Origin of the sequence: Halocola ammonii (genome assembly GCF_049334165.1) — a bacterium.
GTDB lineage: Bacteria > Bacteroidota > Bacteroidia > Flavobacteriales_D > Sanyastnellaceae > JBEGHD01.
In genome coordinates this window covers 135,482-158,763 of the sequence record NZ_JBEGHD010000007.1, presented here as the reverse complement: position 1 = coordinate 158,763, position 23,282 = coordinate 135,482, and the positions used below count along the sequence as shown (strand labels likewise).

Here is a 23,282-nt window from a genome sequence, read left to right as displayed (position 1 = left end):
CTCCATTAAATTTCGGGCAAAGTTAGAAATAATGCGCTGATGGCTTCCTTAAGCAAAAGGCTTTCACCGTTACTCAAAAGCTCTTCGGTTGAACAAGGTGTAGCCAAAGCTGAAGATGAAGCTCCAGGGATCTTCCTTCTGATCGTAATAATTGAGACTCAGACTTAGCGGTCCGATGGGTGATTGGTAGACCAATGAACCAGACCCGATGTAATTGAAAGTGTCGTCATAGAAATAGTAAGGGCTTTTGTCTTCGTTGCCGGCAATTCTTCCAAACGGTTTAAAAGCATAACCCTCTGCCCTCAAGTGAATATTCTTATTGATGTGTCCGATTAGTTTCACACCACCTGCTGCGTAGTTGTGCGCTCTAAAATGATCGAGGAAAAAGGTGTAGCTCTCTGGAATAGGTCGGTAGGCTGGAGCCTCAATTAGTGTTGCCCGATAATTGGCAAAAAACGGCTGGTTAGAAGCAACGGCCTCTAGATCGAAACCCACAGTGATCGGACCCCAGCGGTCGAAATAGTTGGTATATTCTCCTTTTAGAGACCACCACTCATGGTAATTTTTGTAAGGCACAGAACCCGGAACAGAGGCTGTGGACCCCAGGTCGGTGAGCTCATCACCGCTTACAAACCTTCCTCGAATGTTTAAAAACGTACCATCTGTCGCGAATTGCTTTCGATTAAGAGTGCTTCTCTCATAGAAAAGTGCAGCAGTGAGGCCTCTAAACGAAGTGTTATCAACCGTATCAGCCGAGGAAAAATCATTTGTTTGATAGTATTCGTCACTGATATCAAAATAATTTGGCTCGAAGGTCAGTCGGCCTTTTGAGCCAACAGGAATTTTAAACTTGGCACCGCCAAACTGCTCGGTATGAATGATAAAAGACGGTTGAGTTTCTTCAAAGAAAGTGGTGAAACTCTTGAAGTAATCCCATCGGTTGAAAGTGAGGCCAGGCTCTATGGAAAATGGAATCTGCGCAGAAAAATCGAAGCGCGAGCTGGCATGAACTGAGCTGTAGAATTTACCGAAGTACGAATTGGCGTTGAGTGTTGCAGAAGTTCGACCGAACAGATTGTAGCGAACTCCCACAAACCCGGTATTAATAGGTCGGGACGAAAACACCCCACCAAAAGAGACAAGGATATCTTTCTCTTTCTTCACATTCAGGCTGAGTGAATAAAAACCAGACTCAGGCTTGTAGTGAGCGACAGGGTAGATGTACTTGATTTTGTCATCGGAAAAAATGCGGAAGTAACGCGATTCAATTTCACGGATCGAAATCGTATCACGATTCTTTCCAAGTATTTTACGGACATAGCTCTTTTGCGATTTATCCAATCCTTCGATGTTGATCTCGTCAAAGACAAGCGGTTCGAACTGCGATTTGAAAGCAGCTCTTCTCTTATTTTTCGATTCGAGGGTTTCTCGCCTTTCAATCATGCCGGTGATTGTGTCCAACTCCAAAACAGTAGACTGATAGCCTTGCAAAACTGCTTCGGCCGCCTCATCGAATTCAAAAGTTCCCACATCTGTTTCCGGTTCTACGATATGCATGTGATCGCACAGACTCTCGAAATTCGATTTATACTGAATCATGCTGCGAATCTGCGACATAAAACTATCCATCGATGGGCTCACCTGGTTTTCGGATACGTTGCAGCCAATAATGACATCAGGCATAAAATCGCTGTACATGACGTCTGAAGGAAAATTGTTGTAGAGCCCTCCATCGAAAAGCAACTTGCCATCAATTTCTATGGGCTTTAGGTAAAAAGGATAAGTTGAGGACGCCCGCACAGCCTGACTCAAATGTCCCGATCGAAAGACTACGCTCTCTTTTGCCTCCACATCGGAAGCTACACAGCGAAAGGGTACAAAGAGATTATCGAAGTCATAATCCGCAGCCGCTGCAGCCTGGCTGAAAAGTTCGAGAAATTCGTAATCCATCAAAACCGGATCAATCAGGTTAGTTGGAATGCTACCTTCAATGAGTGATGCCTTACTAAACTTGAGAGTAGCCAGAGAAGCATCAGGGTCAAACTTTTTGAAAAAGAACTGGTATTCCTCTCTGAGGCCACCGCTGGCCATCAAGGCAAACTGTTCGGATTTTACGAAGTCCTCAATCTCTTCTACCGACATTCCCGAGGCATACATCGCGCCAATGATAGCCCCCATAGATGTTCCGGTAATGTAATCTATAGGAATGTTGTTCTCCTCCAGAGCTTTCAAAAATCCAACATGGGCCAGGCCTGAGGCTCCTCCTCCACTCAGCACCACTCCCACTTTTTGTTGAGCGTTAGAAGTGACCACTGCAGCCACTAGAAAACAGATGACTAGCAGATATTTTTTAAAACTGGGAATCAGACACCGCTTTAGAAAAAGCAACAGGTTAATTTGGCCAGAATGACCAAAATGAAGATTGTATAATCGCTCAATTTTCAAGTTAGACGCGCGGTGTTTGGTTTAGTTCCGGATTGAAATACGAAACTGGGCCAAATATATTTCATTCGGTTGCAGAAATGCGCACGCAAATGCTAAAATGTCAAAAAAACAAAGTGAACAACTGACGCTAAATCAGGAGTTTTTAACTTCCTTCAGATAGTCCACCGCCTGCAACAGACGAGAGCCATACCAACTAAACATTTCACCATCTACAATTTCGATGCGAGACTGCGGCAGGATTTCTCTAAATTCATTTTTGTGCTCATCCTTAAACGGAAAAGGTTCTGACGAAAGAAAAACAAAATCGGGATTGGCAGCTTTCAGATCTTCTTTGGTGACTTCGGGGTAACGCTCTCCTTCAAACTTTGGGTGATTCGAGAAAACGTTTTTGAAGCCGCAACGATTTAGCAGATGGTCGACAAAAGTGTCGTTAGAAACCACCATTTTCGGGTTTTCCCAAATAAAATAGGCCACTGAGGCTTCTGGACTCTCGGTAACAGGAAGGCTTTTAAATTTCTCCTCAATTTCTTTTGCCAATTGCACAGCCTCTTTCTCGTGATCGCAAATGCGGCCGACTTCCACAATCATTTCGTAAGCATCATCAAGGGTGTCCACATTGCTCATCCAAACTGGAAATTCTTTTTCTAACTCCTCGATATCCTCTTTGGTGTTTTCTTCCTTGTTGCCAATGATTAAGTCCGGATCGAGCTCCCGTATTTTATCGAGATTTAGTTTTTTAGTTCCACCAATTCTTTCCTTTGACTTCCACCAGGCTTTGGGGTGGACACAAAATTTCGTGATTCCCACTACTTCTTCTCCAAGCCCTATGGCATGAAGCAACTCTGTTTGAGATGGAACAAGAGAGATAATCCTTTCTGGCGGTGCAAAAAGCTGCACCTTTCTGCCCATTTGATCGGTATAATTTGGCATGCGTTCGGTTAGAATTGAGAATTTGTGCGGGCAAATGTATTGAATCCCGAAACCCGAAAAAAACTATTCAGTCAATTCCCTGATGTTATAGCGGATAGCATTCCAATACGTGAATTTGGAATCGATCGTCTTCACGATTTCTTCAAAATGCGGCCTGAAGTCGGCCTGAAGATCTTCGTGCATCTTGTCGAGCGCCTTTCGGATTTTTAGCATGGTGCGAAAAATGATTCCCTGCGTTGGCTGATGGCGGAGAGATGAACCAAAGTGATCGACAGTTCGCTCGCAAAAGTGCAACAAGAGTTGCACCATGTAACGGTCACTTTTTGTGAATCGCTTAAATTTTGTGATTTCCCGAAGTACTTTCCTCAGTGTTTTTGCAGCAAAGTAAGGTCGGTGACTCAGATCTTCAAAAGCCAGATCTAGATGCTCCTGCATGTCGTCAGCATACTCGGCTGCGTCTTCAGCGTAGCTCAACAGGTAAGTGAGGAGCTCTTTGTTTTCCTTCTTTGCGCGAGCAAGTCGCAGTACAATTTCCTGAGTTTCCTCGGGTGAGCATTTTTTAAGTTCCTTTTTGAGAATGGTAAGAGATTCTGGCTTCACAATACTTGCGTCTTTTTTCGTCAGCCGAATTTATCCAAAAGTTTGAGAAGGTCTGCTTTGGTGTTGGCTTCTTCGGCCGGTTTGTCGGTTCTCCAGCGATGCATTCGAGGGAACCTTAGTGCCACGCCACTTTTGTGACGATTCGATTCGGCAATTCCTTCAAAAGCGATCTCGAAAACCAACTCTGGCTTAACGGACCTCACGGGCCCGAATCGATCGACTGTATTCTTTTTTACAAAACGATCAACCTGGTTGAACTCCTTGTCGGTCAAACCGGAGTAGGCCTTGGTAACAGGAACAAGCTCATCACCATCCCATACCGCAAAAGTGTAATCGGTGTACAAATTGGCTCTGCGCCCGTGGCCGCGCATGGCGTAGATCAAAACCGCATCGATTGTCAGCGGATCGACTTTCCACTTCCACCAGTCGCCACGCTTTCTCCCGACCTTGTAGTTAGAGTCTTTCTTTTTGATCATCAACCCCTCGCTGCGCATTTCCCGGGAGCCTTCCCTTTTCTCTGCCAATGAGCTCCAGTCCTTTTCTTCCAAAACTTTAGAAATCAGCAACTCATCGACACTGGCCTTTTCCACAATTTGCTCGAGCCAGGCTCTTCTTTTCCCGAGCTCTACTTCTCGCACGTCTTCATTCTGGTGTTCCAAAAGGTCGTAAGCAATGATTTTCACCGGGGCTTTTTTCATCGTTTTGGCAGAAACATTTTTGCGTCCGATTCGGGTCTGCAAAAGGTGAAACGGCAATGGCTGTTCACCATCGTGGCAAATTATTTCTCCATCGATTACTGTACCGTCAGGCACGGTATCTTTCAGGGAATGAAGTTCCGGAAACTTATCAGTCACCAGTTCTTCCCCACGGCTCCAAACGAAAATTTGTCCTTCGCGAATCACAACCTGCCCGCGGATTCCGTCCCACTTCCACTCCACCTGCCAATCGCTAGGATCTCCCAGCTCCTCGGGTTTTTCTTCAAGCGGATATGCCAAATAAAATGGATAAGGACGCGACAAGTCGTCTTCTTTCCTTTCTTCCAGTATCAGTCTTGAGAAAGTGTACTCTGTTGGCGTCCAGTTTCCCATCAGCCTGTGAGCCAAAACACTTTCATCCCGCTCGGTGTATTTGGCAAGAGCTTTCACCATGTTTTTCTGCGACACGCCAATCCTGGAAATACCGGTCATCAGTTTGTTGAACACAAAACGTTCGTTTCGCGACTGCTTCATCCATTCCGACTGCACCCACTTTTTCTTTTCCTCGTCTGTTTTTTCCCGGAGCTCGATAATCAGCTCCATGATTTCTGTCAGCGACCGCTCCTCCGTAGATTCCGGATCCGGTAGCACCAGCGCCACAGTTTCCCCAAGGTCGCCCACAACATGGTAAGATTCTTCGAAAAGCCAATCGGGAAGCCCGGCCAGCTCAGCTGCCCATTGCCTGAGAAAAGTAGTTTTTACCGGACGCTTTGGCCGTTTGCCAGAAAGCAGAGCGATACACCAAACCTTGTCGGAATCGGGCGCTTCTCGAAAGTAGTCAGCCAGGACATCAATCTTCACCGTGGTCTTTGTGGTCTGATCGAGTTTCATGAACAGCTCGGCAAATCGCTTCATTCTTCGTCTCCCTTCTCCTCTTTCTCGTCCATGTTTTCACCTTCGTATTCGGTATCTACTACGCTCGCGTTGTAGCCTTGCTCTTTCAGCCAGTTCGCAAAAATGGTGGAGTAACCGTGAGTGACGTAAATGTTTTCAGCCCCAGTGGCTTTTACCGACTCGTTCAATCCTTGCCAATCTGCGTGATCCGACAGAACAAACCCTCTGTCGGCATTTCTTCTTCTGCGCATTCCCCGCACCATCATCCAGCCACTGGCCACTCCCGTAGAGTAAGGCTTCAGTTTACGTGCCCAGGGAGTTCCTAAAGCAGAAGGTGGGGCTATCACGATATTTCCCAGAGTTGCTTTTTTGGGAGTTTCCTGAGTGATTTGCGTTGTCTCCTGAATGACTATTCCGGCTTCTCTTAGCACCTCGTTGGTGTTTTCCACAGCTCCATGAGTGTAAATCTTTCCGATTGAAGAGTCGAGGTTTTGAATTATTCGCTGAGCCTTCCCGAGCGAGTAACCACAGAGAATTGTGGTTTTTCCCTGCTCTTTATTTTTTCTCCACCAGCTGTTGATGTCCTCAAAAACCGATTCCTGATTTTCCCATCGGTATACTGGAAGTCCAAAAGTTGATTCAGTGATAAACGAATGACATTTCACCGGTTCGAATGGCGTGCAGCATTTGTCGTTTTCGGTTTTGTAGTCGCCAGAAACCACCCACACTTCACCTTTGTATTCCACGCGCACCTGCGCAGATCCATAAATGTGACCAGCAGGATGAAGCGAAAACTTAACTCCGTTGATGGTTCGCGGTTCGTTGAAATCAACACCTTCCACATTGATGTCGCTGCCCAGGCGGTATTTCATCACCGGCACACTGAGGTTATGAGCTAAATAATTTTTCATTCCCCAGCGGGAGTGATCGGCATGAGCGTGTGTAATAATTGCTTTGTTGACCGGCTTCCACGGATCGATGTAAACTTTTGCCTGCGGACAGTAGATTCCCTTGTTAGTAAAGCGTAAAAGCGACATGTGACATCAACCACAAGAAACAAGAAATGTTTTTGAATTGCCAGGTTAAAGGCGTCTGTCAAATCCGGGTAGTCGCAGGATAAATCGCAGTGGTCTCGACAAAATGTCATTTTATCAATGCCCAATTTCAGGCTGTGTCAGTCAAATTGTGTCAATATTTCATTTGAAAGATTTTTCTGACCGGTGGCACAGAGATTGACCAAAGAGAGTCGAAATCAAGAACGAATACCTTTAAAACGAAACATATCATGAGTAAAATTATCGGAATTGACTTAGGTACTACTAACTCCTGCGTAGCTGTAATGGAGGGAAATGAGCCGGTCGTTATCCAAAATAGTGAAGGAAAACGAACCACTCCCTCGATGGTGGCTTTCGTAGAGGGTGGTGAAAGAAAAATCGGTGACCCTGCAAAACGTCAGGCTATCACCAACCCAGAGAAGACAATTTCTTCTATCAAACGCTTTATGGGTAACTCTTTTTCAGAAGTAGAAAAAGAAGTTGGCCGCGTTCCTTATAAAGTTGTAAAAGGTGACAACAACACGCCACGTGTTCAAATAGATGACAGACAATACACTCCTCAAGAGATCTCGGCAATGATTCTTCAAAAAATGAAGAAAACTGCTGAAGACTATCTCGGTCAGGGAGTTACAGAGGCAGTGATTACTGTTCCTGCTTACTTTAATGACTCGCAGCGTCAGGCTACTAAAGAAGCCGGTGAAATTGCTGGACTTAAAGTGAAAAGAATTATCAATGAGCCAACTGCTGCTGCTCTTGCCTATGGACTTGATAAAAAGTCGCAAGACATGAAAGTGGTAGTATTCGACCTCGGTGGTGGTACGCATGACGTTTCCATTCTCGAGCTAGGTGACGGTGTTTTTGAAGTACTTTCTACTGACGGTGACACTCACCTCGGTGGTGACGACTTTGACCAGGTGATCATCGACTGGTTGGCTGCCGAATTCAAAGACGAAAACGGAATTGACCTCAAGCAAGACCCAATGGCGATGCAGCGTTTGAAAGAAGCTGCTGAGAAAGCGAAAATTGAGCTTTCCAGTTCTTCTCAAACAGAAATCAACTTGCCTTACATCATGCCGGTTGACGGAGTGCCAAAGCACCTTGTACGTTCATTGAGCCGCTCAAAATTTGAGCAACTTGCCGATGAATTGATTAAGAAAACAATCGACCCATGCGAATCTGCACTGAAAAGCGCAGGCCTCAGCAAGAGCGACATTGATGAAGTGATTTTGGTTGGTGGTTCTACAAGAATCCCAGCTGTTCAGGAAGGTGTGAAAAAGTACTTCGGAAAAGAGCCTTCAAAAGGAGTAAATCCAGATGAGGTTGTTGCTGTTGGTGCTGCCATTCAGGGTGGTGTAATGTCAGGAGATGTGAAAGACGTTCTTCTTCTCGATGTGACTCCACTATCACTTGGTATTGAAACCATGGGTGGTGTGATGACCAAATTGATCGATGCGAACACTACGATCCCGACAAACAAGTCGGAGACGTTCTCGACAGCATCTGACAATCAGCCATCAGTTGAGATTCATGTGCTGCAGGGCGAGCGCCCAATGGCAAAAGATAACCGCTCGATTGGTAGATTCCACCTCGATGGAATTCCACCAGCGCCACGCGGAGTGCCACAGGTAGAAGTAACTTTCGACATTGATGCCAACGGTATCATTAATGTTTCGGCTAAGGATAAAGCGACTAACAAAGAGCAATCTATTCGAATTGAGGCTTCCTCTGGATTGAGCGAAGATGAAATCGAAAAAATGAAGCGCGAAGCTCAGGAAAACGAAGCTGCTGACCAGAAAGCAAAAGAAGAAGCTGAAACAGTGAACAAAGCTGACAGCTTGATCTTCCAGACTGAGAAGCAGATGAAGGAGTACGGAGACAAAATTCCTGAAGACAAGAAAAAACCAATCGAAGACGCATTGGCAGAGTTGAAGGAAAACTACGAGAAAAAAGACATTGAAGGAATGAAAGCTTCAATGGATAAACTCAACGAAGTTTTCCAGGCAGCTTCACAGGAGATGTACCAGGCGCAACAAGAACAAGGCGGTGCTGAAGGCGCAGCCGGTGCCGGAGCGCAAGGTGGACAAGCTCAAGGTGAAGACGAAGAAGTAACCGATGTTGACTTCGAAGAAGTGGAAGACGATAAGAAGTCATAAACTTCTTGAGCGACACTATAAATTGAAAAAGGCGAGCCATCCGGCTCGCCTTTTTTTTTGTTTTCAAAAGTTTCCTTTGCAGGAATATTCTAAATTCATATCTCACGAATTAAAATGAATTAAGACCATGCTAAAAGAATTCAAAGAGTTTATCAGTCGCGGAAATGTGCTTGAGCTAGCCGTAGGTTTAATCCTCGCTACATATTTCGGAGCAATAGTCAAATCATTAGTTGACGACATCATAATGCCACCTATTGGCAAACTAATCAGTGGTGTGAGTTTTCAGAATTTAAAACTGGTCATCAGTGAGGCAGAGATGTCCGGAACTGAAATCATCGTCCCTGAAATCGCCATCCGCTACGGACTTTTTATCAATCACATATTGACTTTTATACTCGTGGCTTTTTCTGTATTCCTCATTGTAAGAGCTTACAACAACTTTTTGAGACGCAAAAAGGAAAACGACAAGGCACAACCACAGTATGCTCCTTCAAAACAGGAAATGCTCCTCGAAGAAATTCGCGATATTCTGCGGGAGAAAAAGTAAGATCAGTTCTCAAATTCTGCCGTGGATTTCGACTAAAACTCAACTTTTACAACACTGACCTGTTGTGAGAGATTGTATTATTGCAACCAAATCAATCTACTTATGGAAAATACAGACATCAATTATTACCTCAATTTGGCGTACGAAATGATATTAGAGTACGCTCCAAAAGTGCTTCTGGCGATTATCGTCCTCATCATAGGACTCTGGCTCGCCAAGAAGCTGACCAACATGACTCGTAAAGGTCTTGAGAAAAGAAAAATGGACCCGTCTCTGATTCCATTTCTAACAGGCATAATTGGGGCCATACTCAAAATAATGGTTGTTCTATCAGTGATCAGCCTGGTTGGCGTACCGGCAACTTCTTTCATCGCAGTGCTCGGTGCGGCAGGACTCGCAATTGGGTTGGCACTTAGCGGGACACTACAAAATTTTGCTGGTGGCGTGATTATTCTAATTATTAAGCCGATTAAAGTTGGTGATTTCATTGAAGCACAAGGGCACTCAGGTACAGTTCATGAAATTCAGATCTTCAATACTATTTTGAAGACACCTAACAATGTGACCATCTTCTTGCCAAACGGCCCGGTTTCTACAGGTTCGATAACCAACTACAGCACTGAGCCAACAAGGCGTCACGACTGGACATTTGGCATCGGCTATGGTGATGACACAGAAAAAGCGATTGCAGTACTCAAGCAATTAGTGGAAGAGGACGACAGAATCCAGAAGGATCCAGAACCTTTCTTCGCTGTGAAAGAACTAGCTGACAGCTCGGTAAACATTGCTGTTCGCTGCTGGACGGCTTCCGGAGATTTCTGGCCAGTGAACTTCGATATGCAAGGTAAAGTCTACAAGAAATTCAACGAAGAAGGCCTGAACATTCCCTTTCCACAAATGGACGTTCACCTTCACAAAGAGAATTAATGATCTCTTTTAAAGCAATTGCACCAATAGCTCCATCACATTTGATGGGGCTATTTTTTTGATCTGCTCCAATTGACCGTTGATTGATGTGGATTCTTTTACTTTGCACGCAAAATTCAGAAACTCAAAAATGAAAAGTCTTCACGCCTCGTTCGTCCTTCTAACTGCGCTTGTTTTGCAGTCTTGCATCACCTTGAACGAAAAGGATCCAAACAACCAAAGTGGTTCACAAAATCCTCCATCCTCGAAGTCACTGCACATGATGCAGTCGGTTTTGTGGACACAGAATGCAGCTGAGTTTGAAGCCCTTTCCCACCAGGCTTTCAATGTTGCCAAATACAGACTTGGCGAAATGATTGAAGCTCACGGCGATTCTGAAAAGCCACTGGCAATCGTCACTGATGTAGATGAAACCGTTTTAGACAACAGTCCATATAACGCTCAGTTGGTTTTGGATGATGAAAATTACAACCGCGAAACGTGGATTGAATGGAGCGAAAAAAGAGACGCCACACCAATGCCGGGAGCACTTGAGTTTTTCAATTATGCCAACGAGCAGGGAGTTGAGATTTTTTATATCACCAACCGCTACGACACGCTGAGGCAAGCCACCATCGACAATATGAAAAAGCTCGGCTTCCCAATTTCAGATAATTCCAGAGTGATGACCAAAGACACCACCAGCGCTAAAGGTCCGAGAAGAGAAATTGCGCAGGAGACTCACAAAATTGTGATGCTCCTGGGCGACAACCTGGCCGACTTTTCTTCTGCTTTTGACGATCGTTCTTCAGAAGAACGGAGTGCTCTTGTGGATAGTTTGAAAAATGAATTTGGCAACAGGTTCATTGTTTTGCCCAACGTGATGTACGGGGACTGGGAAACCGAAGGCCTCTTCGAATCGAACTACAGCTACACCGAAGCTCAGAAAGATTCTGTGAGAAGGTCGAAGCTCAGAGGGTACAAAAAGGAAAACTGATTGAATAAAACGCACGACCTCATCATCATTGGTGGCGGACAGAGCGCCCTGGCCTGCGCTTACTACTTGCGCAGAACCGACATCGACTACACAATACTCGACAAAAGTGAAAGTTGCGGTGGTTCATGGCAAAGCGCTTGGGATTCTCTCACGCTTTTCTCCCCGGCCGAACACAGCTCCCTCCCTGGTTGGCTTATGCCCTCTTCGTCTCATGACTTCCCCACTAAAGAGGAAGTGATCGACTACCTGTGCAAATACGAACAGCGCTACAATATTCAGATTCAAAGGCCAGTCGAAGTTTTTTCTGCTGTCAAACAAGGCGATTTATTCGAACTCCGTACTTCTTCGGGAACGATGCGATCTAAAGCATTGATCTCAGCAACTGGGACTTGGGGAAAACCGTTTATTCCAGAGGTGAAAGGAAAAGAGCGTTTTAACGGAGTTCAAATTCATTCTTCTGAATACAGGAATCCTGACTTTTTGAAGAACAAGAAAGTGCTAGTCGTAGGCGAGGGAAATAGCGGTGCCCAGATTTTGGCAGAAGTCTCTGAACACGCAAACACGGTTTGGGCGACTCGTGAAGAGCCTGATTTTTTGCCAGACGATGTAGACGGCCGGGTGCTTTTTGATGTGGCCTCTGCAAAGTATTACGCTGAGAAAAAAGGTGAAAAGTTCGATCCTTCGAAATATAACTTGGGCCATATCGTGATGGTGCCAACGGTGAAAGAAGCCCGGGATAGAAAGGTTCTGGGCTCTAGAAGAACTTTCGCAGAAATGACCGAGTCGGGAGTGGTTTGGCCAGATGGCACTGAAGAAGAATTTGAAGTTGTGATTTGGTGCACTGGTTTTGGCTACGCCACAGCTCACCTTAAAAATCTGGTGGAAACCGACTTAAGAGGAAAAATAAAAACTGACGGAACCCGATCGAAAGAAATACCAGGGCTTTGGCTAGTAGGCTACGGTGGCTGGACAGGCTTTGCCTCAGCCACTATCATCGGTGTAGGCCGGTCTGCTAAAAAAACCATTGGTGAAGTTCAGGATTTTCTAAAAAAAGCAGAGCAGAATGACTCTGGACACGACATTTGAAAAAGTCGTGATAATTCGAGTTCACTGAAAACTATCTTAGCCAGCAGATGTTAGAAAGCGCGAATGCACAATTTAAGGTGAATGTATAAAAGGCTGAGCAAGGCCACTCTCTGGCTGTTAGGAATTCTTACCATCGTTTTTGCCTACCTGGGTTCTCAACTTGGGTTCGACTACAACTTCGAAAATTTCTTTCCTCAGGACGACCCACAGACAGAGTTCTACAACGATTTTCGTTACCATTTTCAATCGGACAATGACTGGGTTGTGGTAGCCCTCGTAAACGAAGAAGGAATTTTTGAGCAAGAGTTTCTTCAGCGCGTAGATAGTCTCACTGACGAATTGAAGAAAATCCGTCACGTAAAAGATGTGCAGTCACCAACCCAAATGGTGGAACCGCTGAGAGATCCTCTCATAGGAACTATTTTCAAAAAACCGCTCATACGGATAGACGATCCATCAAAATACGCTACTGACTCCGCCCGAATTTTTAGCCGACCTGAATTAATTGGAACTTTCTTCTCGGAAAATGGAAAGTCGCTGGCGATCAATATTTCACACACGCAGTTTTTGTCTAAAAAAGCCAGCGACACGCTTGCCACTGCGCTGAGCAAAGTTGTTGACCCCGTACCTTTTGACAAGTCACTGGTAGTAGGTCGGGTGCTAGGCCAACAATACTACGTAGGGATGATGCAAACTGAGCTGCTCGTTTTTGTGAGCCTTTCCATTTTATTAATCATCATCTTTCTGATCATCGCTTTCAGATCGTTTTGGGGCGTTTGGGTGCCTATCACTGTGGTGCTTCTGTCAGTAGTGTGGATCCTGGGAATCATGAAACTCACGGGCAAACCCATCGACCTGATGCTCACCATTCTTCCGACCATCATCTTTGTGGTGGGAATGAGTGATGTGGTCCATATTCTCTCGCGCTATTTTGAGGAGCTGCGAAACGGTCACCCAAAGATGGAAGCCATAAAAATCGCTTTCAAAGAAGTTGGACTGGCTACGTTTCTCACTTCATTGACAACAGCCATAGGATTTTTAACCCTCCTCACCTCTTCCATTGCACCCATTCAAGATTTTGGAATCTACACAGCCATCGGAGTTTTTGTGGCCTTCACTTTGGCTTTCACTCTGCTGCCTTCCGTTCTGGTGTTGAGTAAGGTCCCAAAAGCCGCCATCAAAAAAAGAAGTGGGTTTTTCTGGACCCGGCAACTTTCTCAAGCTTTCAGATGGACCATTCGAAACCAGCGATTGATGCTTATCACGGGAGGCATTCTCATAGCCATCAGCATTTATGGAATATCGAAGATTGAGGTCAACAATTTCATTCTGGAAGATCTAAAAGATGACAATCCTCTCAAAAAGGAATTTGCCTTTATGGAGAATAAATACTCCGGGGCCAGGCCTTTTGAAATGGCCATACTCTACGATGACACCATTACTGATCCCTGGCAACGAGAAATCCTGGTCGATATCGACAGCCTCGATCAATATCTGTTAGAAGAATACGGAGTTGGAACTCTTATTTCTCCTGCAGTAATTGTGAAAACCGCCTACCGCTCGATGAAAGGCGGCAACAAAGAGTATTACAAAATCCCCGAAAGTCAGGAGGAAATTGATCGCCTAATCCGCAACATCGAAAAATTTGATCGCGAAGGAATGCTCGAACTTTACGTGGATGCCGAGGAAAAAGGCTGGGCGCGAGTAAATGGAAAAGTGGGTGACCTGGGAAGCATCGTTTTCTTCGAGAAAAACAAAAAGCTGAGAGACTATTTTGAAAATGAAGTCGACACCGAATATTTTGATATCAAAATTACCGGTACCGCTACTCTCATCGACAGCAACAACAGGAGCCTCGCAAATGAAATGATTATTGGGTTACTCATAGCATTCGCAGTTATCGCTCTTGTGGTCGGGCTTATGTTTAAGTCGCTTCGCATGATCATCATCGCACTGATTCCCAACATGATTCCCCTATTGCTAATAGCCGGAATTCTCGGCTACTTCGGAATTTATCTTAAAGTCTCGACAGCCATTATTTTCACAATCGCTTTTGGAATTGCCGTTGACGACACCATTCACTTCATGAGCAAGCTGAGGCTGCAGCTTGGCAAGGGTCGTTCTTTAATTTATGCCCTCAAGCGGACTTACTTGTCTACAGGAAAAGCGATTATCGTCACATCAATAATTCTCTGCGGGGGATTCTTTACACTTATTATTTCCGACTTCCTGGGAACTTTCTACGTTGGACTTCTCATCAGTTTGACATTGCTCTTCGCAGTTTTAGCCGACTTGTTCTTGCTACCGGTGCTACTTCTATTGTTTTACAAAGACTCAAGAAACCTAGCTCCCACCTCGGAAGAAGAGGAAAAATCAAAATCCGATCATAAAGCGGCAACTTTGTAGAATCACAAAACAAATTCGCGATAGAGAGAGCACGCATTTTCAAATTATCACTAAATTTTGACTCCAATCCAAACTAACTGATGGAAGCGAGCACCAAAAAAAGAATGTGGCGTGATTTATTTCTCAGCATCTTGCTTGATGGCGTAGGAATGGTCACTTATGCCCTGCCTGTTCTCGGAGAAACAGGAGACGTGGTTTGGGCACCATTTGCAGCCTGGTTGGTCTACAAAATGTATGAAAAGAGTTCAGGCGCAGTTGGTAGTATCATCACGCTCATAGAAGAAGCACTTCCGGGAACTGATATTGTTCCGAGCTTCTTGATCATGTGGTTTTACACTTATGTTATTCGGCAAGGAAAAGACCTCGAACGAGGAAAGAAAAAGAAGAAGAGATAAATGGGTCATTCTAAGGAGTACAAGCCGGCAGAAACAGGCAATCTGAAAGTTGCTTTTTTTCTCAACACTGGCTTTACCATTATCGAAATTATTGGAGGGATTTGGACTGGGAGTATTGCTGTTATCTCCGATGCTGTCCACGATCTGGGAGACAGTCTAAGCTTGGGACTTAGCTGGTATTTTCAAAACTTAAGCCACAGAAAACGCGATCACAATTTCACCTTTGGCTATCAGCGGTTTACCCTTTTGGGAGCCATTGTAAATTCTGTCGTTCTCATTGTCGGAGCTATTTTCATCATCATCCGCGCAGTGCCGGCACTAACTGGTGAGCACGAGGTAAATGCCCAGGGAATGATGTGGCTCGCGATTTTGGGAGTTGTGGTAAACGGTGCTGCAGCACTTCGTCTTAGAAAAGGACACACCTTAAATGAAAAAGCCGTTGCTCTTCATCTCATTGAGGATGTGCTCGGCTGGGTAGCCGTTTTGATCGTCAGCATCGTGCTTCAGTTCAAATACATTGCCTGGCTCGATCCGGCACTTTCGCTTCTCATTGTGGTTTATATCCTTTTCAATGTTTTCAAAAACCTAAAGGAAAGCTTCAAAATCATTCTTCAGGGAACTCCAAAAGACGTTGATATTCGTGAGATAGAAAAAATTCTTCAAGACCTTCCAGGTATTGAAGACTACCACGATTTTCATGTTTGGTCGATGGATGGAGAGTACAACGTTTTGAGCGTGCACATTGCCACAGAGCCCGGCACGAGCTACGAAGAGATGAGTGAGCTAAAAATGAAGCTTCGCGAGAAACTCCTTGACCTGCCGATCCATCACACCACTGTGGAGGTCGAATACAAGGGTGAGCCGGATGTTCATCCAAGCATTCACAAGAGCGAATAATCAGTGCAATACCACCTTTGTGCGATTGCTTGAAATGCTTGCTATCACTACTTTTGCAGCAACAAAATTTCGGTGTTCATGAAAGGAATAGATTCATTCTCTCGCTGCGCTTTACTTTTTTCGTCACTCTTGTTTTTGTTCGCTTGCGGAGATACTGACAAATCAGAAAACAAGTTATCTCCAGAGCAAGAAGAATTGATGAGTTCGGTAGCAGAAAACTATGCTGAAATTGTCTTTGCAAATTATCAGGACGCTAGAAAAGCAGCAGAAAACCTCGAAGAATCCATCGACACTTTTGTAACTGAACCCACCAAAGAAAATTTCGAGAAAGCGAAGCTAGCGTGGTTGGCTGCCAGGGAACCGTATGGTCAAACCGAGGCCTTTCGTTTTTCCAATGGCCCCATCGACAGCAAGGGCGGACCAGAGCCATTGCTCAATGCCTGGCCGCTTGACGAAGCATTGATTGACTATGTTCGTCCTGGTACCGGGGGAGCCAGTCAAAATCAAGGCATCAACATCATTAACGATACGGCTGGTTTTCCCGAAATCACCGAAACGGCTCTTCTGCAAATGCACGAGTATCAGGGAAACGAAGCCAACGTGACTGTCGGCTTTCACGCTGTTGAGTTTTTGCTTTGGGGGCAGGACTTTGCCGATCCATCCAACGGAAAGCCAGGTCAGCGCCCTTTCACAGATTATGTTTCCGGTTCTAGAGGTGGTCACCAAAATCAAGAGCGCAGAGCAAAGTACCTCTCTATAAGTGCAGACCTGATTGTAAAATATCTCGAACAACTCGAAGCTGACTGGGACCCAAAAGTTGAAAACAACTACAGATCAGAATTTCTCAATCTCCCTCCTCAGCAGGCGATCAAAAACATGCTGAGCGGGATAGGAATATTAAGTAAAGCCGAATTGTCCGGTGAGAGAATGATCACCCCAGTGGCCAACGGACAGGAAGACGAGCACAGCTGCTTTTCAGACAACACCGACCGGGACATTGTCAACAATGCGCTTGGAATAAGAAACGTTTTGACTGGTCACTACCAACGACCGGATGGGACCACCATTGATGGAGCCTCGCTTTTAGATTTAATCGAAGAGGAAGATAAAGAGCTCGCGGAAGAACTCGAACAGCTTTCTGAAGCTTCGATGACCAGAGTGGCGGCTATTCCAGCTCCTTTCGACATCGCCATTACCAAAGAAACTCTGGAAAACCCAGGTCCGATTATGGAAGCGGTAGAAGTTTTGCAACAGCAAGGCGATAAACTAAGTGAGTCAGCAGCTGTATTGGGACTGACAATTTCTACTGCACTTCCAGAGTGATCAATCCCGCCAAAGCTTTGTTAATGACTTCGAGAAAAATGGCGAGCAGCAAAAAGAGAAATAAAACAGGTAAGTGGGTTATCGGTGGTTCAATTATAGCAATTGCCTTGATCACCGGCTGTCTGAATGATGAAAACCATATCGGAGTTTACGAGGAAGGTGAAGAACTTTCTGCCGGTGAAGCTACAGTTTTTGACGCTTCACAGAATGCATTCGGACTTCCTGTACCTACCCTAAAAGGAAAGAACAAAAACATATTTTTCGTAGGAAACTCTCTTTTCAATCAATCCTGGGTCACAGCACCATCGTCCACAACTGCCCGCGATGGACTCGGACCACTTTTCAATGCCAGAGCCTGCGACAACTGTCACACACGAGACGGTCGTGGCAAACCTCAATTCGAAACAGGTGATGTTTCCGCTGGATTCTTGATGAGACTAAGTATCCCAGGCGAAAGTCAGCACGGAGGACCTCTTCCCCACCCTATCTATGGAGGACAACTTCAGGGCTCTGCTCTGATGGGCATTCCTCACGAAGGTGAAGTGCAAATCAAATACGAGACGATTGAAGGCAAGTATGCCGATGGCACTCCCTACGAACTTCGAAAGCCGACTTACGAGTTTGTCAATTTGCAGTATGGAGCGCTCGGACCTGATGTGCTCACGTCTCCCAGAGTTGGCACCCAAATGATTGGGCTCGGGCTACTCGAAGCCATTCCCGAAGACACTCTGAAAAGCATTGTAGATCCAAACGATGAGGACGGTGACGGAATATCCGGAAGGATCAACTACGTGTGGGATTCCGTGAATGAGAAGAAATCACCTGGCCGATACGGCTGGAAGGCGAATGTTCCAACCATTCGAGAACAGGTAGCCATGGCCTTCAATCACGATATTGGTATCACTTCAAGTCTTTTCCCAAAGGACGAATCAACCAAAAGTCAGCCAGAAGCCATGAATGCTGTTGATGGAGGAACACCCGAGTTGCAAGAAGATAATTTTGATCACATCACAATTTATTCTGCCTCATTGGGAGTGCCAGTCCGAAGGAATGCAAAAGATCCAAACGTACTGAAAGGCAAAGCGCTTTTCCACGAGATAGGTTGTGCTGATTGCCACCGCCCTAAGTTTGAAACCGGAGACCATCCTGAAATTCCGGAACTCGGAAATAAAACGATCCGCCCGTTTACCGATTTACTCCTGCACGATATGGGCCCGGGACTAGCCGATGGCCGACCAGATCATCAAGCTTCTGGAAGCGAATGGCGCACAGCTCCGCTCTGGGGAATCGGACTGATAAGCACGGTGAATAATCACACTTTTTTCCTTCACGATGGAAGAGCGCGCAATCTTGAAGAAGCGATTCTGTGGCACGGTGGAGAAGGTGAAAAATCAAAAGAAGCTTTCAAAGAGCTGACGGAAAACGAAAGACAATTTTTAATTGAATTTTTGAACTCCCTGTAAATGAAAGAAGCTCTTAGAATAGTTTCAATAGTTTTTATTTCTTTTCTATTGCTTACCTGCGGAGAGAACAGCAGTGAGAAGGCGGAGATAGAAGCGAAATCTGGTGTTTCTAAAAAAGATGTCACTGAGCATTTTGGAAAACTCTTCGAAGAGATGATCCAGAAAATGCAGACTGATCTGGACCGATTCGAAATCGAAGTCGACAGCTTTCAGAATGAGCCTACCGTAGAAAACCTCGAAGCTCTTCAAACCGAGTGGAAGAATCTGACAATAACTGTTCAGCAATCATCTTTCTTAAATGTTGGTCCCATAAAAACAAAGTACGGTTTCCTTCCCATCAACTATTGGCCTGTCAACAGCGTGAAGATTGACCAGGTTCTAACCGGCAATGATCAACTGGACTCGGAATTCATGGCCAAGGCAGGCAACAGCATCAAAGGAGTTTGGGCTTTGGAAGATCTTCTATTCGACAAGGAAAAAAGCCAGATGGAATTAATTAACGAGTTTGCTGGTCCTAATGGCGCGCAAAGATTTTCCTTCGTGGAAGCTCAGGTAGATTATTTAAGAGACCGCCTGAAAGTTTTGGAACAACTGTGGACCGATTACAGACCGTCCTTTTCAAAGAACGAGGGAAGCGGAACCAATGAACCGTTTAGTCTGGTGATCAATCGTATCACGTCTGAACTAGAAAGAATCAAAAATGAAAGCCTTGCCAAACCTATGGGTTTGAGCCTCGGTGGAGAGCCTGCGCCAACATTGATAAAAGGCTACGAAAGTGAATCTGGAATTTTGATGATTCGAAATGAGCTGGCCGGAACCAGTTTTCTTTTTAATACGGACAAAAATGGACCTTCACTGGCTCAAATGGTCAATTCCAAAGACCAGGGTACCAAACTGGTATCGAGGATAAACAGTAAGTTTGATGAAGCTCGTGACATCACAGACGGCTTTGACATCCCTCTTTCTCAGGCGGTTGTCGAACAACCGGATAAAGTTCGTCAGCTGCACGAAACCGTACAGGATTTGATTGTTCTTTTCAAAACCGAAGTCACCAGCACTTTGGGCGTGACGATCACATTCAACGACATGGACGGGGATTGATTTGGTCTCTATGAAACATTTTCTCGGTGATGCTTAATCGAGAATTCGATTCTACCAAAGTGTCGTCCCGCTGGGACTTTGATTATTCTGGCGTCAAAATCTAAGGTGGCATTCCTCAAACTGAATTAAGTCCACAACTTTATCTCGAATTCCAAGAGTACTGAAATTCGAACCCCGAGCACCAACCCAAAACTACGACCGCATTCTACTTTATCTCAATTCCTACCGTCATCAACCCGCCCCTGGCATCGATTCAGCGAACAGAGAAATTAATACTTCCAGATTACATTACCCCTCAATTACAAATCAAAGGACAGCGCTTGCAGTGGTGCTTCTTTTCGAATTTCCTGCAGCACTTTTTCTTCACCTTATCCTTTTTCTTCTTCTTGCTCTTAACCTTTTTGGGTTTTACCTGAAGAGCTGAAGAACTTTTTTCTGATTTTGCCAATTGCTACTAACTTGCAGAAATTAAATTTGCGAGGCGTTTCTGATCAATCGGTGATTTCCGGGCGATTTTGATGTTGCAAATTTAGTGTGAAAAGGCGAACATTCTGCCGCCAGATTTATTTTAAAGTTGGCTTCTCATCGTGTTTTGAATGCCGCTAATTAATTAGTAAAGAGAATATTGTTTGACCTAACTTCCATATCCGATTGGCTCGAGACAGATGGCAAACCAGCGATCATCTCTGGGCCGTGTAGTGCCGAAACTGAAGAACAGGTGCTGAAGACAGCGCACCTGCTTGCGCAAACTGGCAGAGTTCACGCCCTCAGAGCTGGAATCTGGAAACCGCGAACTCGCCCAAATACTTTCGAGGGAGTTGGAGAGCAAGGACTAAAGTGGCTCGAAAAAGCCAAAAAGGAGACTGGACTAAAAACTGCCGTGGAAGTGGCTAACGGCAAGCACGTTGAGGCTGCTTTGAGTCACGGAATCGATATTCTTTGGATTGGCGCTCGCACAACGGTCAACCCTTTTTCGGTTCAGGAAATTGCCGATGCGCTCAGAGGCGTGGACATTCCAGTGATGGTGAAAAACCCGATAAATCCAGATCTGGGGCTTTGGATTGGAGCTATCGAAAGGGTTTACAAATCTGGAATTCACAAGATGGCCGCTGTGCACAGAGGGTTTTCTCAATACTCTGAATCGAAATATCGCAACGTGCCGCAGTGGGAAATCCCCATCGAATTGAAGCGACTCATCCCTCAGGTTAGTTTGATCTGCGACCCGAGCCACATCGGTGGAAAGCGAAACATGATAGAAGAAATTTCTCAAAAGGCGCTAGACCTCAACTACAGTGGCTTGATGATTGAATCGCACATCAATCCGGATGAAGCCTGGAGCGACCGTGAGCAGCAAGTGACTCCCGATGCTCTCGCTGAGATTTTTGAATCACTAACCACTCGGATTTCTGGAGTTGCAGATCCTCTGCTCGTTCACAATCTCGAGGAGCTCAGAGAAAAAATCGACTCTATAGACGATAACTTGCTCGAATTGCTCAGCACCCGGATGAACGTTGCTGAAGAAATCGGTCGCTACAAAGGTCAGCACAACATGACCATTTTGCAGACTGATCGCTGGAATGAAATTTTGCAACGCGCCTTGCGCAAGTCAAAAGAAAAGGGTCTAAGCGAAGATTTCATCCAAAAATATTTCAATGCTATCCACCAGGAAAGCATCAACCACCAGGTAACAGTGATGAATGAGCAAAAGAAAAATGCCGAGTCGGAGCAAAAGTCATAAACCTGAAAGTGGCTAAGATTCGCCCATATCAACCAACCGACAAAACAGCACTTCTCGAAATCTTGAAGCTGCACTCACCAGAATTTTTTGACCCTTCCGAAGAAGAAGATTTCATTAACTATCTGGATTACGAGTTGGACCAATATTTTGTAGTGGTTGATCGGGACAAGGTGATTGGCGGAGGTGGCTTCAATCGTGGATTTGACGATGGATCTGCGGCCCGAATCTCATGGGATCTAATACACCCCAATTATCGGGGGAAGGGAATTGGCAGCGAGCTACTCAACTATCGAATTGAAAAGCTCAAAAAGCTTCCGGAGCTTCAGAAAATAGTGGTTCGCACTACTCAACTTTCCTATCCATTTTACCAGCGAGGCGGTTTCTCAGTTAAATCAGTTGAAGAAGATTTTTGGGCTGACGGTTACGACCTTTACCTAATGGAAATGCCTGCCTAAAGGATCTTCAGCACGATTCAAAATCCGGTCATCTTTTGCTCCAAGCTTAGCAAAATCAGTATAAATCACTATTTTCCGCACATGAAATCGATCGGTGCATTTTTCCGGCTCATCAGGCCTCTTAATCTCTTGATCATCGTTTTGACGATGTATGCCATGCGCTGGTTGATTATTCACCCACTCCTGAATCGTGCTGTTGAAGGTGCCGATTTTCCAACAGATGATTTTCATTTTGCGATAGCTGTACTCATCATTGTGTTGTTAGGGGCTGCTGGCAACATTATCAACGATTACTTTGATGTTAAGGTCGATCGTATCAACAAACCACGAAAAGTGGTGGTTGGATACACAATCAAACGAAGAGTGGCAATGGCCGCTCATCATGTACTAAACGCTCTAGCAACGGTCCTGGCTCTCTATCTGGGTTGGAGATTTCGTCAGTGGGAACTTTCAATCATTCCCATAGTTATGGGTGCAATGCTCTGGTTCTACTCGCTGACATTCAAAAAACAGTTTATCATTGGCAATTTGACGGTTGCCATATTGGTTGCCATCGTACCGCTTTGGGCTGGATTGGTTGAAATTCCAACCATTCAGGCTGAACTTGCAACATTGGGGAGGGAAACGCTTTCTACCGGCCAACAGGTTACAACAGTGATGTGGAAGTTTTTAATCGGCTATGCTGCATTTGCATTTGCACTTACTTTTATTCGTGAAATCCAAAAGGATATGGAAGATCTGGCCGGTGATCGCGAGCAAGGATTCCGCACCATGCCCATCGTCCTGGGCATTAAAAAGACAAAGGCCATCACGGCTGGGCTTTTGATCCTCACTCTCATCGTGGCAATCAACCTTCAAGTGTATGTTTTTAAACCTGTGATCGACATCGAAGAACAACTACTCTATCACGGTCCTTTCACAGTGCTAATAGCATTACCTCTGCTCTTCGGGTTTTTCACAACAACCCGCGCAAAAGACCGACCGGCATTTCATAGAGCCAGCAAACTTTCGAAAATCGCCATGGCCGGGGGAATTGCATTTGCTCTCTTTTTCCGCTTTGCCATTCTCACCCACATCCTTCCTTAGAGCTTTCATTCACACTCTCTTTACCTGCAGTTTAAGTAAGCTGCCGTTTTAACTGGCTTTCATAAAGTTCTATTGATTTCTGGCTAACCGAAACACCAAGTTGAGGTAAC

General features: G+C 45.2%; 19 protein-coding genes. 14 read left to right on the top strand and 5 right to left on the bottom strand.

Annotated features, from left to right (window positions below; translation table 11 throughout):
- Window positions 1-69: 69 nt before the first annotated feature.
- From ABHV44_RS08990 to ABHV44_RS08970, 5 genes are all read right to left on the bottom strand, one after another.
- Window positions 70-2,322, bottom strand: coding sequence for a patatin-like phospholipase family protein (locus ABHV44_RS08990; protein ID WP_459074346.1), 2,253 nt, complete (start codon window positions 2,320-2,322; stop codon window positions 70-72).
- Between the two features lie 255 nt (window positions 2,323-2,577).
- Window positions 2,578-3,375, bottom strand: coding sequence for a helical backbone metal receptor (locus tag ABHV44_RS08985; RefSeq protein WP_459074345.1), 798 nt, complete (start codon window positions 3,373-3,375; stop codon window positions 2,578-2,580).
- Between the two features lie 63 nt (window positions 3,376-3,438).
- Entirely contained in the window at window positions 3,439-3,975 is a 537-nt protein-coding gene (locus tag ABHV44_RS08980) for a hypothetical protein (protein ID WP_459074344.1), read from the bottom strand.
- 20 nt (window positions 3,976-3,995) lie between these two features.
- Window positions 3,996-5,585: an ATP-dependent DNA ligase gene (locus ABHV44_RS08975; protein ID WP_459074343.1), complete on the bottom strand. Its 1,590-nt coding sequence runs from the start codon at window positions 5,583-5,585 to the stop codon at window positions 3,996-3,998.
- On the bottom strand, window positions 5,582-6,601 hold the full coding sequence (locus ABHV44_RS08970) for a ligase-associated DNA damage response exonuclease (protein WP_459074342.1): 1,020 nt from the start codon (window positions 6,599-6,601) through the stop codon (window positions 5,582-5,584). Before ABHV44_RS08970 ends, ABHV44_RS08975 begins: the two co-directional genes overlap by 4 nt.
- A gap of 248 nt (window positions 6,602-6,849) precedes the next feature.
- Between ABHV44_RS08970 and dnaK the strand changes: the two genes are divergently transcribed.
- The 14 genes from dnaK to ABHV44_RS08900 all read left to right on the top strand — a co-directional run bounded on the left by dnaK (window position 6,850) and on the right by ABHV44_RS08900 (window position 23,172).
- A complete protein-coding gene (gene dnaK / locus ABHV44_RS08965) occupies window positions 6,850-8,772 on the top strand; it encodes a molecular chaperone DnaK (RefSeq protein ID WP_459074341.1) in 1,923 nt (640 codons plus the stop codon).
- Between the two features lie 127 nt (window positions 8,773-8,899).
- Window positions 8,900-9,319 carry a large-conductance mechanosensitive channel protein MscL gene (mscL, locus tag ABHV44_RS08960; protein WP_459074340.1) on the top strand — a complete coding sequence of 140 codons (420 nt, stop codon included), beginning with the start codon at window positions 8,900-8,902 and terminating at the stop codon, window positions 9,317-9,319.
- A 102-nt stretch (window positions 9,320-9,421) separates the two neighbouring features.
- Window positions 9,422-10,246 carry a mechanosensitive ion channel family protein gene (locus tag ABHV44_RS08955; RefSeq protein WP_459074339.1) on the top strand — a complete coding sequence of 275 codons (825 nt, stop codon included), beginning with the start codon at window positions 9,422-9,424 and terminating at the stop codon, window positions 10,244-10,246.
- Window positions 10,247-10,376: 130 nt separating this feature from the next.
- Complete coding sequence (locus tag ABHV44_RS08950) at window positions 10,377-11,222, top strand: 5'-nucleotidase, lipoprotein e(P4) family (protein WP_459074338.1); 846 nt, start codon at window positions 10,377-10,379, stop codon at window positions 11,220-11,222.
- A complete protein-coding gene (locus ABHV44_RS08945) occupies window positions 11,223-12,308 on the top strand; it encodes an ArsO family NAD(P)H-dependent flavin-containing monooxygenase (RefSeq protein WP_459074337.1) in 1,086 nt (361 codons plus the stop codon).
- A gap of 81 nt (window positions 12,309-12,389) precedes the next feature.
- Complete coding sequence (locus tag ABHV44_RS08940) at window positions 12,390-14,714, top strand: efflux RND transporter permease subunit (RefSeq protein WP_459074336.1); 2,325 nt, start codon at window positions 12,390-12,392, stop codon at window positions 14,712-14,714.
- 104 nt (window positions 14,715-14,818) lie between these two features.
- On the top strand, window positions 14,819-15,109 hold the full coding sequence (locus ABHV44_RS08935) for a hypothetical protein (RefSeq protein ID WP_459074335.1): 291 nt from the start codon (window positions 14,819-14,821) through the stop codon (window positions 15,107-15,109).
- Window positions 15,110-16,006, top strand: coding sequence for a cation diffusion facilitator family transporter (locus ABHV44_RS08930; protein WP_459074334.1), 897 nt, complete (start codon window positions 15,110-15,112; stop codon window positions 16,004-16,006). It abuts the gene before it with no gap.
- A gap of 78 nt (window positions 16,007-16,084) precedes the next feature.
- The gene (locus ABHV44_RS08925) at window positions 16,085-17,329 is read left to right on the top strand and encodes an imelysin family protein (protein ID WP_459074333.1); all 1,245 of its coding nucleotides are present in this window, start codon (window positions 16,085-16,087) and stop codon (window positions 17,327-17,329) included.
- 23 nt (window positions 17,330-17,352) lie between these two features.
- On the top strand, window positions 17,353-18,792 hold the full coding sequence (locus ABHV44_RS08920) for a di-heme oxidoreductase family protein (protein WP_459074332.1): 1,440 nt from the start codon (window positions 17,353-17,355) through the stop codon (window positions 18,790-18,792).
- Entirely contained in the window at window positions 18,793-19,893 is a 1,101-nt protein-coding gene (locus tag ABHV44_RS08915; protein WP_459074331.1) for an imelysin family protein, read from the top strand. It begins immediately after the preceding gene.
- 625 nt (window positions 19,894-20,518) lie between these two features.
- Window positions 20,519-21,631, top strand: a complete 1,113-nt coding sequence (locus ABHV44_RS08910; protein WP_459074330.1) for a chorismate mutase — start codon at window positions 20,519-20,521, stop codon at window positions 21,629-21,631.
- An 8-nt stretch (window positions 21,632-21,639) separates the two neighbouring features.
- On the top strand, window positions 21,640-22,086 hold the full coding sequence (locus ABHV44_RS08905; RefSeq protein ID WP_459074329.1) for a GNAT family N-acetyltransferase: 447 nt from the start codon (window positions 21,640-21,642) through the stop codon (window positions 22,084-22,086).
- An 81-nt stretch (window positions 22,087-22,167) separates the two neighbouring features.
- Entirely contained in the window at window positions 22,168-23,172 is a 1,005-nt protein-coding gene (locus ABHV44_RS08900) for a geranylgeranylglycerol-phosphate geranylgeranyltransferase (RefSeq protein WP_459074328.1), read from the top strand.
- Window positions 23,173-23,282: the final 110 nt, after the last annotated feature.